Origin of the sequence: Paenibacillus sp. Marseille-Q4541 (genome assembly GCF_018310695.1) — a bacterium.
GTDB lineage: Bacteria > Bacillota > Bacilli > Paenibacillales > Paenibacillaceae > Paenibacillus.
Genome location: NZ_JAGXCY010000004.1, coordinates 248,815 through 261,016, shown reverse-complemented (window position 1 = coordinate 261,016; position 12,202 = coordinate 248,815). Strand labels below are relative to the sequence as shown.

Genomic DNA, 12,202 nt, shown 5'->3' with positions numbered 1-12,202 from the left:
TGACAAATGGTTAATCGTTATGAGCAGGAAGAAGAAAATATGAAACTCGCGCGAAGACGCGTTTTTCGAATGAATGTTTCGTTTTTTGTCGCCTTTATCCTATTTTGCGTTCTTATTGTGAGGCTGGCTTTTTTACAGTTTGTAGAAGGGGAAGAGCTAGCAAGTTTGGAGCGAGGAGAGAATAGAAAAGCAGTACCTATGATGCCAGTTCGCGGGACAATCTTTGACGCAACCCACACTCCGCTTGCATACTCCAAGCCATCTCATTCTTTATATATGACGTTATATCAAAATTACGGGTCATCTAACGGAATTCCGACGGCTGCTCGAATTGAAATGAATGTGATGGCTCAAAAAATGGCTTCCATTTTTAAACAATACGGGGATAAGGATGCGGAAGAAATCACGTCCAAACAGATCATTGAAAGCTTAGATCTCAACTATTCCAAATCGGGTGGTTTCGTCCCGCGCCTCATCAAAAGCAATTTATCTGATAAAGAGGTAGCCTATTTTTTACAGAATAAAGATCAGTTTGAGGGGCTTCAAATTGTGGAGGAGACGATACGTAAATATCACAAAGATACGCTTGCCACACAAACAGTCGGATATTTATACAAATTTAAGGGTGCGAAGGACCATCCTTTATACAAGGAGATTGGAGAAAAAAATCTAACTGTGAGTGCGGAGAACCCTGGTTTATTTTATCAGGAGAATGAAAATGTCGGTTTTGGCGGGTTAGAATTGCAGTATCAGGAGGAGCTACGGGGAGAGTCTGGATATCAGCTTATCCCGGTAGACCCTCGTAACATGCCGATCGGACCAGGTGAGATGGTCGCCCCTCAAAAAGGAAACGATCTATACACAACCCTACATAAGGACGTGCAGCGTATTACCGAACAGGCAATTATGGATCAGATCAAGACCCTTCGAACGAGCGGGAAAAGTGAATCTAGAAATGCCAAAACGGGTTATGCTGTTGCGATGGAAGTGGATACAGGTCATGTGGTTGCTATGGCAAGCATGCCAGATTACGATACGAATGTATGGGAAAGCGGAGGCGTTTCGCCTAAAGTGTATGATGAGATTAAACATGTGTACCAAAACGGAACCATCCGTTCCTTTTTTCCTACAGACCAAACGAACACACCGGAGTCTGTCGTCCTTCTAGGTTCAACGATCAAACCGCTTAGTGTACTGATAGGTCTTGAAGAGGGGTTGATCAGCCCATCAACAATCTATACTGATCGGGGGGCCGCAGAATTTGGACGAGACGGTTCGAGAGTTAGTAACTCTGGTGGATCGGTAATGGGGAGACTGACGCCACAGGATGCGATCCGAAAATCTTCTAATGCTTTTATGGTGGATATGATTGGGGAAGGACTATATGAGCGATATGGCAGTAAAGGAGTCGATATCTGGGATAAATACATGAAAAAGTTTGGACTTGGTGTAGAGACAGGGATTGATCTTCCTAACGAATATCGGGGATATATCGAGTACAAACAGGAAGGGCAAACTGCGCTTGCTTCACTTGCCTATGCTTCTTTTGGTCAGCAGGGGAAGTACACTACCATGCAGCTTGCTCAGTATGCAGCGATGCTTGCGAACAAGGGCAAACGAATGGAACCTCATCTTGTCAGCGAAATTAGGGATGCAAATGGTAATGTTGTCCGCCAAATTAAGCCAAAGGTATTGAATGAGGTCAAATTTAGTGACGCTCACTGGAATCTGATCCGAAGCGGTATGGCAACGAACGTAGGAACGACCTTTGACGGATTCCCTTATGATTTTGCGAGAAAGACAGGCACGTCTCAGCAGACGATTTATCCGGGAAAAGGTCAAAAAGCAAAAACAGTGGACAACGGCGTATTTATTGGTTTTGCTCCCCGTGAAAATCCTAAGCTTGCGGTAGCCGTTATGATTCCGGAAGGTGGCTTTGGATCGGTCAGCGCAGCCCCGGTAGCTCGTAAAATCTTTGATGCCTATGATGAATATTATGGGCTGGACGGTACACCAAAGAAAAAGGAGGAAAACAAAGAAAAGTAAGAATAGTAAAGCATTTTTTTATTTATACAGTGTTAGGTACCCGTCATAGTTTGGAATTCAGACAAGCAAGAGAAAATTTCTCTTGCTTTTTTGTTTTGTCTCTAATAAGATTTGCATTAAGGAAACTTTATTGCGTATATATAATAAAAAGGGTTGTACGCAAAACTATTAGCCGGATATAAATAAATTGTTCTTAGTTAATTAACTTGTACATAGTGAAATGTATTCATTTTGTGCATGTCATGATCAATTAGATGAAAGAGAGGAAGAGATGAATGAGAAAGAAGAGCAGGTGGCTTCGCGTTGCTATAGCTGCAGCAGTAATGAGTTCAATGATGGTTTTGGCTGCATGTGGGGAGACAGGTGGAGAATCACAAGCAGGAGAAGGTAAATTGAAAATTACGACGACAACCGGGATGATTGCAGATGCAGCTAGAGAAGTCGGCGGTGAACACGTAGAAGTTACTGGCCTTATGGGACCAGGTGTTGATCCGCACTTGTACAAAGCTTCACAAGGAGATATCAAGAAATTAGAACAAGCTGACCTAATTCTGTATAACGGTTTACACCTTGAAGGCAAAATGTCTGATATTTTGATCAACATTGGCAAGTCCAAGCCAGTTGCTCAAGTAACGAAAGATATTCCGGAAAGTGAATTACTGATGGTCCCATATGGAGACAGTCAAGAGGCAGATCCTCACGTTTGGTTTGACGTTGCAAAATGGATTCGAGTCACCGATACGATTCGGAATACCCTTATTGAGGCAGACCCAGATCACACGGAAGATTATAATCAACAGGCTGATGCCTACATTACGGAACTAGAAGCTCTACATGAAGAGGTAAGTAAGAGCATTGCCTCCATTCCTGAAGCTTCCCGGGTGCTAGTAACGGCACATGATGCCTTCGGCTATTTCGGTCAAGCTTATAATATTGAAGTATTGGGACTTCAAGGGATCAGTACATCAGCTGAATATGGAGCAAATGATGTAAGTGAACTCCGGGATTTCCTGGTAGATAACAAAATCAAGGCGGTTTTTGTAGAATCTAGTATTTCACCAAAAGCGATGGAAGCTATCGTGGCAGGTGCGGAGGAGAAGGGACATGCCGTTTCGATTGGCGGTCAACTATACTCTGATGCCATGGGACAAGAAGGAACCGAGGAAGGGACCTATATTGGTATGGTGAAACATAACACGAAAACGATTGTTGAGGCGCTAAAGTAGTAAGAAAAAAGGAGAGTGGAGTAGATGGGCATTGTTTCGCAATATGATCTAAAAGTATTGACGGATCCCGTGGAAGAACATATTCCGTTTTCCGTTCGAAATATGGCTGTTGCTTATCATAAAAAGCCGGTACTTGAAGATATTACTTTTACTGTACCGGAAGGGAAATTGATTGGAATATTAGGACCAAATGGAGCCGGGAAATCTACCCTGATCAAGGCGGCGCTAGGGCTAGTGCCTACCATCAGTGGGGAGGTTAAAATTTACGGCAAATCTTACAAAGAACAGCGGAAAAGAATTGGATATGTACCTCAGCGTGAATCCGTAGATTGGGATTTTCCAACGAATGCTCTTGATGTCGTGATGATGGGAAGATACGGAAGGCTGGGCTGGTTCAAGAGACCTGGGAAAAAAGAAAAGGAAATCGCGCTCGATTGTTTGAGAAAAGTAGGGATGGGCGATTTTTACAATCGTCAGATCAGTCAGTTGTCCGGCGGGCAACAGCAGCGGGTATTCCTCGCAAGAGCACTTGCTCAGGATGCAGATATTTATTTTATGGATGAACCGTTTGCTGGTGTGGACGCGTTGACTGAGAAAGCAATTATAGCGCTGCTAAGCGATCTAAAGGAACAAGGGAAGACGGTGCTCGTAGTTCATCATGATCTTGCTACAGTAGAAGAATATTTTGACCATGTGATGCTACTAAACGGGAAGCTCATTGCTTCGGGACCAACCGACACCACGTTTACATCGGAGTTACTTCAAAAGACATATGGTGGTCGGATTGCTATGATTGGGCAATCGGCTCCTACGGGAAATGGAAGGTGAAATGAATGATGGACTGGGTACTTTCCATTTTGTCAGATCCGAATGCAAGATGGATCATGTTTGGCTCCATGCTGCTTGGATTTAGCAGTGGTATGGTCGGTTCGTTTACGTACCTTCGCAAACAAAGTCTGATTGGAGATACGCTGGCACACGCGGCTTTACCAGGTATTTGCATCGCTTTTATGCTAAGCGGAGTCAAATCAACCTTCCTATTTATGCTGGGAGCTCTTGTCACTGGTGTTATTGCGACGCTGGGAATATCGGTAATAACAAAGTATTCACGGATCAAACAGGATACAGCACTTGGGGTAGTATTGTCCGTGTTCTTCGGCGTAGGTGTTGTACTGTTAACTCGTATTCAACATGGTGATTATGGAAGCCAGAGCGGACTGGATAAATACATGTTTGGCCAGGCAGCCTCGATGGTCAGAAGCGATGTATATACGATGCTTGGAGTTTCTGTCCTTCTGCTTGTTATTTGCTATCTTCTGTTCAAGGAACTGAAATTGATTAGTTTCGATCCGGGGTTTGCTAGAGGGATGGGTTATCCTTCGGGATTGTTGGAGCAGCTAATGCTGTTCCTTACGGTCATTGCCGTAGTCGCTGGCGTTCAGATTGTCGGTGTCGTGCTTGTTGCTGCACTTCTCGTTACGCCAGCTGCAGCAGCAAGATATTGGACTCACCGGCTGGGTATAATGGTTGCTCTTGCAGGGCTGTTTGGAGCTCTTAGCGGAGCGATTGGCACCATCATTAGTGCCACAACACCAGATTTGCCGACAGGACCTGTTACCGTTCTCGTTGTCACTCTGTTGTTTGGTATATCTGTTCTTTTCGCACCGGAAAGAGGACTCATCGCAAAAGAAATTCGTAAATGGAAAACAAAAACAGACTACAAAGCGCAGCCAAGTAAGCATCAGGCTGAAGTTAGCAAATAGAGGAGGAGTATCATGTCAGGATTTTGGATTATGCTAACCGCGATATTGGTTTCCTCTGCTTGTGCTTTGCTTGGGAGCTTTCTTGTGCTGAGAAAGATGGCAATGGTCGGCGATGCAATCAGTCATGCCGTACTTCCTGGAATAGCCATTGCTTTTTTAATTAGTGGACGTGAGTCGCTCTGGATTTTGGCAGGAGCCACTGCTTTTGGTCTCCTTGCCGTTTTTCTGATTCAAACGTTACAGTCGAGCGGACTTCAATCGGATGCTTCGATTGGAATCGTGTTCACCTCTCTTTTTGCAATAGGTGTCATTCTCATCAGCCTCAACGCACAAAATATCGATCTCGATCTGGATCATGTTCTCTTTGGAGAAATTGCTTATGTTCAGTGGGATGTACTTACCATTGGCGGTATTGATGTGGGTCCTAGAGCCGTATGGATGCTAGGAATTACACTGGCTGTGATCTTGATTTTGCTTACCTTGTTTTATAAGCAGTTCAAACTTTGTTCGTTTGATCCTGCGCTTGCTGCGGCAAGCGGGATTCCGGTCGCGTTATTTCATTATTTACTCATGGGTATGGTATCCATGACTTCGGTTGCTTCTTTTGACAGTGTCGGAGCGATTCTCGTTGTAGGAATGCTGATCGTACCCGCGGCTACGGCCTACCTTTTGACCGATCGTCTTGGGCTTATGCTGTGTATTAGTGTTCTCGTAGGAGCAGTAAGCTCCATTACAGGATACTACACCGCCTATGTACTTGATGCTTCGATTGCTGGATGTATGGTTGCATCTGCGGGTGTTTTTTTCACCCTAGCCTTTCTATTCTCGCCGCTTCATGGGGTGGTCATCCGTAGGCTAAAGCGTGGGAAAGGGATCAAAGAAGCAAGTACAATTTAATAGGTTGTAACTAATAACTTTTATATTCGCTGTTTTCCAGAACAGGCGTAAGTGAACAACACTTGCGTCTGTTTTTTTTATGCATCGAAGCTATTAGAGCAAACCTCTTTTGTTGCAATCCCTTCTTTATGATAAAATGCGTTATGTAATGAGACTTATAATAGATAAATAAAGATGATGAAATGGGTAGATAGGAGAATAAAAGGAGGTTACTAAATTGAATAATCAATATCGATATAAGCTGCTTGCTCTAGATATGGACGGTACTTTGCTGACCGATGAACATGAAATTTCCCACGAGACGTCGAGCTGGATTCATAAGGCAATGAAAGCAGGTATTCATGTATGCCTATCCACTGGACGTGCAGCTCATCACGCGCTTCCCTATGGACAGGAACTTGGTCTTGAAACACCAATGGTTACTGTAAACGGAAGCGAGGTATGGAAATCGCCGAATGAATTGCAAGTAAGAACGCTGCTTGATCCAGAACTTGTATCCAAAATGCATGATATTGCTGTGAGGCATGATTGCTGGTTCTGGGCTTATACGGTAGATAAGCTGTATAACAGCGAACGCTGGGTAGAATCTATCATGGATCACGAATGGCTTAAATTTGGATATACGACAGAGAACAATGAAGTTCGCCATCAGATTTTAATGGAGCTTCAGGATCTGGGTGGTCTTCAAATTACCAACTCCTCGCTAGCAAACCTTGAGATTAATCCTGAGGGCATTTCCAAGGCTAGCGGTATCCAAGAGGTGTGCAATTTGCTTGGGATTACAATGGAAGAAGTAGTTGCAGTGGGCGATAGCCTTAACGATCTTGCAGTCATTCAGGCTGCTGGACTTGGTGTCGCTATGGGTAATGCACAGGATACGGTAAAAGAAGCGGCGGACCTCGTAGTAGGTACCAATAATGAAGATGGGATTGTGGAAGTGATACGCGACTATATTTTGAAGGAGGCATAATCGCCTGATGACAGTCTTAGGCTGGATCCTTGTTATACTTTTATTTGCGATTGGACTCGCGGGAGCCATTTTTCCCATACTGCCGGGCGCTCTCGCCATTTACTTTGCCTTTTTTGTATATGGTTGGTTCTTCGGGTTTGAACAATTCGGAGGCTGGTTTTGGATAATCCAGACACTCATCGTCGTAGTACTATTTGTTGCAGACTACGTAGTGAATGCCTGGGGCGTTAAAAAGTACGGAGGTTCTAAACTTTCGACGACATTAAGTACCATTGGCGTTATTATTGGACCGTTTGTTATCCCGGCTTTTGGACTTATTATTGGCCCATTTTTGGGTGCTTTTATTGGTGAACTCATTGGAGGGTCCAATGTAAGTAAATCAGCCAAAGTTGGATTTGGTTCCGTGGTTGGCTTATTCGCAAGTACAGTCATGAAGATTATTTTGCAAGTAGCCATGGTTGTGCTGTTTTTCATATGGATTGCCGTCAATTAAAAATAGGTTCCTAAACGTTTCGTTCGGGGGAAGGAAGAAGGGAAATGCGTTTTGTCTAAAAAGGAATCATTCATCAGGGGCACGATTATTCTTGCGGTAGCCGCACTCGTTGCCCGGGTACTTGGGCTTGTTCAACGGGTACCACTGGAGCATTTGCTCGGAGATGTGGGGGATGCCTCATTCGGGATTGCGAACAGTGTATATCTGATGTTACTTACCGTTGCTACTGCAGGTATTCCGAGTACGCTCAGTAAAATGGTTTCCGAGCGCTATGCGCTGGATAAACCAGAGGAAGCCAAACGGGTCTATCAGGCTGCGCTCATCTTTGCAACGTTTGCTGGTCTTGTGATGACGCTACTGCTGTGGTCCTTGGCTCCTTTTTATGCGACCTATATTGCTCAAGTGCCTGAATCAGCTACAGCCATTCGTGCACTGGCACCTGCACTGTTGTTATTCCCGACCATTGCCATGATGCGCGGTTATTTCCAGGGCCGTAACAACATGACAGCCGGGGGGATCTCGCAGATTGTAGAGCAATTCGCACGGGTAGGTACGGCTATATTGCTGGCTTTTGTTTTATTAAGAGCTGGTTATGGGGATACCGAAGTTGCAGCAGGTGCGACCTTTGGAGGTGTGCTGGGGAGTATCGGCGCATTTGCCGTTATGCTTTACTACACTCGCAAACAGATTCGGAAAGATAGGGAGAGTGGTCTTCAGAACCTGCCGGGAGCACAGATCCCTTTATCTCGGATTTATCGTGATATTTTCACGCTGTCGATTCCGATTGTTTTGTCATCATTAGCTGTTCCTGCCGTCAACTTTATCGATTCGTCCATTATCAAGCCATTGATTAGTGGTCAGGTTGGCTCCGACACGGCGACGGCGATGCTTGGTATTTTGACGAATCGGGCGCAGCCGGTTGCAGGGATTCCACCGATACTCGCCATCGCATTAAGCCAGTCGCTGGTACCGGTTATTTCAGCGGCTTATGCTAGAAAAGATGAAATGCATCTGCGGGGCCAGGTTACTCTCGCGATGCGTATTGCCATTATGACAGGGATGCCGATGGTCATTGCACTCTGTGTGGCTGCGTATTCTATTAATGGCCTCTTATTTAGTAGCTTGGATGGTAGTGGAATTGTGGCCTTGCTTACACTTGGTACGATTTTTCAAATTACCATGATGACTTCAAGTTCGATCCTGCTTGGTATTGGTAAACCTAGAATTACAATGGTCACGGTGTTTATCGGGATCATCATCAAACTTGCAGCCAGCTTTATTCTTGCGAACTTCTTTGGAATTTACGGGATCATTGCATCTACGGGGCTTGCCTTCTTCGTCATTACCTTGCTGAATATTCGAGTGCTCAAAAAGACGGTCACCTTCTCTATTCTGGGTAAAAGGTGGGCTGGATTCCTAATTACCGTCGTTATATCTAGTGCAATTGGATACGGACTTCATCAGCTTGGGTTATCTATGGTTGATATGATGCCGGCAAGAGTGGCGTTCTTAATTAACTGTATGCTCGTTGGCATTGTTGTTGTGATCAGTTATTTTGTTCTGCTTATTACGCTCCGCGTACTGCGAGAGGACGAGCTTAAAAATTATCCACGGATGATTCAAAGGGTACTTCGACCTCTGATGCGATTACAGCGAGGCAGAAAGCAAAGTAGTCAAGGCTAACATAAAAAAAGAACGATAGCGCTTGTTATACAGGGGCATCGTTCTTTTTTTATGTTAACTTATCGTTTTCTCTGATTTCATTCAAGTCATGAATAATCCCGAGTTTCCACAGAGCAAATCGATGCTGATGACTTACATCAAATACTCGGGGTCTTCTAGGGAGGTTGAGATGACCAAGGGTATCTGTTTGAGCTGTATGTGTCAGCCAATCTTCCCTCGTAATTTTTTCGTAAGGCATATCGTACCAAGCTTTATATAAGGTAGGGCTGTATAGTTTATTTCCATCAGGGAGCACTTCTCTATTACTTAGAACCGTTGTTAGAATCGGCTCCTCCAGTTTTTGACCATGAAGAGAAGTATAATACTTCGGCCAATATTCACTTCGCGAGCCTTCATGAGGAACCTCACTTGCATAAGCTGAAGCTCTCGTTAGTACCTGAGAATAACCGAACAGAAGGGCATACAGCGTTTTTCCAAATTCTATACGTTCATGAAGTTTGTTGAAATGAGTAATGGTTAGACCGACAAGCTCCTGATCAACACCAAGCGGAATAATAATATGATTCAGCCCGGCAAGTTCATGGGAACGAAAAGAGAGAGTCGACATGACGTGATGCTGATAATATGGATTTCGAATCACTCGGTTTTCAATGTAATTTTGTTCGTTAATAATAAGACCAACCGTCAGTATTTCACTGTTACGTTCCAGCCAGAACTGTTCCCAGAAGGGACTCATAAAGGCTGATACATGAAACTCGGATAGCAGATGAAAGTAACTGCGGCCATTCTCCCGGCTTTTCATATACAACAATAACTGCGGATAAGCATCCTGAAAAATAAGTGCATTACACCGTTCTAAGAGAAGATATACTTGTTTGTTATCCTGACTTTTCAGTACATTTTGCAGCAGTTCACTCTTAAGATCCGTCATATTATAGCCCCCGTTTCGGGACACAAAATGAGCAAGCAGCGCCCAGTGCAACTCAGGGTAAGCTTCATAACAAGCAAGATAAGCAGCTGTCCGCGTCAGGTTGCTCTGATTATGCCGCTGCGTTTGCTCCATGATCTCACGAACGATTTCGAGCTCTTCCACACTATAAGGATCCAGCTGACTTCCACGAAAGGCAACAGGTTGTACTCCGCAAGCGTGGACACTAGCCATCGTATGTTCCAGTTCATTCTGTATCCATATGGCAGATGAAGTGGGCCAAGAGAATATCCGAAGCGGATGTCGCAGCTGATTGGAGGAAAGAATGGCAGCACGTTTACCGCGAATCACTTCGGCTATGGTCAGTGGCATGGTTTTTACCATTTGCCAAATAGAGCGAAAGGGATGCATGGAAGATTGCTGATTGTTCACCTTGTTCAAACCTCCTTTTTGATACGGACTATGCCTGGTTATATAATAGTAGTATGTACGAATCATTTGACTTCCACTCGTTAGTTTGATTCACTAAAGTTTGAACATACAAGATTGTTGTTGAGAGGATGATAAAAAATGAAATTAATTACTTCTAAAGCCGAATTTGATGTGCTTACGCAGTCTTCCAACTTGACGGTAGCTGTTTTCAAGGCGGACTGGTGTGTGGATTGTAAATTTATCGATCCGTTCATGCCAGAGGTAGAGCAGGAGTTCTCTCAGCTGCTTACATTAATTGAAGTCGATGTAGAGCAAACAGACACACTCAGTCAGGAACAAAACATTCTAGGTATCCCTAGTTTTGTTGCCTATGCTGATGGCCGCGAACTAATCCGTTTCGTGAATAAAAACCGCAAATCTCGTGAGGAAATTGAAGATTTTCTGAGACGTGCGGTGGAAGTGTACCAAACACTGCGCAGCTAAACTTATCTTTGAATTGTTCACACCGTTCTCTTTACTAAAAAGAGAGCGGTGTTTTCTTTTGTGCTTGGGTATACTATATATGCCGAATCAATAGAGCAATGAGAAAAGTTACGTTCTATCAGGCGTTAAGATATTGTCACAATCGCTTTATGTTTCGGATTCCTTTATCCGTTATAATGAGAAGAGATTGCTGAATATTGTCAAAAATCAGCATGCGGTTATCCGCCACATTTCATAACAGCAGGTGAATAAGTTGAAGCATATCAGACTTTTAAAATGGATTAGTTTTGTGACTACTCTATTCATGTTTTTTGCAACATTCGGCGGGGGTGTAGTTACCCGTACAGAGTCGGGTCTTGGTTGCGGTAACGAGTGGCCTTTATGTCACGGACAGTTCGTACCTGCGCATACGCTCGCTTCGCTCATTGAATATTCACACCGAATCGTCAGTTCTTCAGCAGGGCTGCTTGCTATTACCACATTTGTACTCTTTATGTTGTTTGCAAAGCAGCGCCGTGATCTACAAATCTTTTCATTTCTGACTCTGTTTTTCGTTATCATTCAAGGAATGATGGGGGCACTCGCAGTTGTATTCTCTCAATCACCTCCTGTCATGGCATTGCACCTCGGTTTTGCATTTATTTCACTTGCCAGTGCACTCATGACGACCCTTGGGGCAAGGCAAGAACAGAAATTCGGAGGGCTTGCTAAGTTTGATCGTTTACCACGGGTAAGCAAACAATTCCGCAATCTGGTATGGCTCACAACGATTTATTCTTATATTGTTGTCTACACAGGAGCTTTTGTCAGTCACACGGATTCAGCTGGCGGATGTTCCGGTTTCCCACTTTGTAATGGTGCAGTTGTACCTGAACTATCTGGAGGGGTAGCGGTTGCCTTCTTACACCGTGTTGCAGCCTTCTTCCTAGTTCTAGTCATCGCCGTTCTTAGTCATTATGCTTATCGGCATAACAAAGGTAACCGGGAATTACAGGTGCTTGGTATTACTGCCATTTCACTTGTCGTTATTCAGGTACTTTCCGGTGTAGGTCTTATGCTGACGATGAATCGTCCTGAGATTTACATGTTCGTTGTTCTTGCACACATGACCATAATCGCTGTATTGTTCGGGCTCCTTGCGTATATGAGTTATGTCGTATGGAAGTTGGCGAAACCGGCTGGTGTCCATCGTTAAGGGGAAGACAAAAAAGATAAAAGACAGGGCGCATATCTATAGAAAAGTCTTAGACCAAAAAAGTAAAAGCGTCTTGGAATAAATTA

The 12,202-nt window shown here is 44.1% G+C and carries 11 protein-coding genes; 10 read left to right on the top strand and 1 reads right to left on the bottom strand.

Annotated features, from left to right (window positions below; all coding sequences use genetic code 11):
• Positions 1–6: 6 nt before the first annotated feature.
• The 8 genes from KFT32_RS07625 (at position 7) to KFT32_RS07590 (ending at position 9,078) form a co-directional block, all read left to right on the top strand.
• Positions 7–2,046 carry a peptidoglycan D,D-transpeptidase FtsI family protein gene (locus KFT32_RS07625; protein WP_211746544.1) on the top strand — a complete coding sequence of 680 codons (2,040 nt, stop codon included), beginning with the start codon at positions 7–9 and terminating at the stop codon, positions 2,044–2,046.
• 275 nt (positions 2,047–2,321) lie between these two features.
• Positions 2,322–3,272: a metal ABC transporter solute-binding protein, Zn/Mn family gene (locus KFT32_RS07620; protein ID WP_211746543.1), complete on the top strand. Its 951-nt coding sequence runs from the start codon at positions 2,322–2,324 to the stop codon at positions 3,270–3,272.
• 102 nt (positions 3,273–3,374) lie between these two features.
• Complete coding sequence (locus tag KFT32_RS07615; RefSeq protein ID WP_249435741.1) at positions 3,375–4,100, top strand: metal ABC transporter ATP-binding protein; 726 nt, start codon at positions 3,375–3,377, stop codon at positions 4,098–4,100.
• Positions 4,101–4,105: 5 nt separating this feature from the next.
• Entirely contained in the window at positions 4,106–5,035 is a 930-nt protein-coding gene (locus tag KFT32_RS07610) for a metal ABC transporter permease (RefSeq protein ID WP_211746541.1), read from the top strand.
• A 12-nt stretch (positions 5,036–5,047) separates the two neighbouring features.
• A complete protein-coding gene (locus KFT32_RS07605; protein ID WP_211746540.1) occupies positions 5,048–5,932 on the top strand; it encodes a metal ABC transporter permease in 885 nt (294 codons plus the stop codon).
• A 217-nt stretch (positions 5,933–6,149) separates the two neighbouring features.
• A complete protein-coding gene (locus KFT32_RS07600) occupies positions 6,150–6,902 on the top strand; it encodes an HAD family hydrolase (protein ID WP_211746539.1) in 753 nt (250 codons plus the stop codon).
• Positions 6,903–6,909: 7 nt separating this feature from the next.
• A complete protein-coding gene (locus KFT32_RS07595) occupies positions 6,910–7,395 on the top strand; it encodes a DUF456 domain-containing protein (protein WP_211746538.1) in 486 nt (161 codons plus the stop codon).
• Positions 7,396–7,446: 51 nt separating this feature from the next.
• Positions 7,447–9,078, top strand: a complete 1,632-nt coding sequence (locus KFT32_RS07590) for a putative polysaccharide biosynthesis protein (protein WP_211746537.1) — start codon at positions 7,447–7,449, stop codon at positions 9,076–9,078.
• A gap of 49 nt (positions 9,079–9,127) precedes the next feature.
• On the opposite strand, the gene KFT32_RS07585 is transcribed toward KFT32_RS07590, so the two are convergent.
• Entirely contained in the window at positions 9,128–10,438 is a 1,311-nt protein-coding gene (locus KFT32_RS07585) for a DUF2515 family protein (RefSeq protein WP_349304877.1), read from the bottom strand.
• Positions 10,439–10,576: 138 nt separating this feature from the next.
• Between KFT32_RS07585 and KFT32_RS07580 the strand changes: the two genes are divergently transcribed.
• Positions 10,577–10,921: a thioredoxin family protein gene (locus KFT32_RS07580; protein WP_211746536.1), complete on the top strand. Its 345-nt coding sequence runs from the start codon at positions 10,577–10,579 to the stop codon at positions 10,919–10,921.
• 244 nt (positions 10,922–11,165) lie between these two features.
• Complete coding sequence (locus tag KFT32_RS07575; protein ID WP_349304876.1) at positions 11,166–12,116, top strand: COX15/CtaA family protein; 951 nt, start codon at positions 11,166–11,168, stop codon at positions 12,114–12,116.
• Positions 12,117–12,202: the final 86 nt, after the last annotated feature.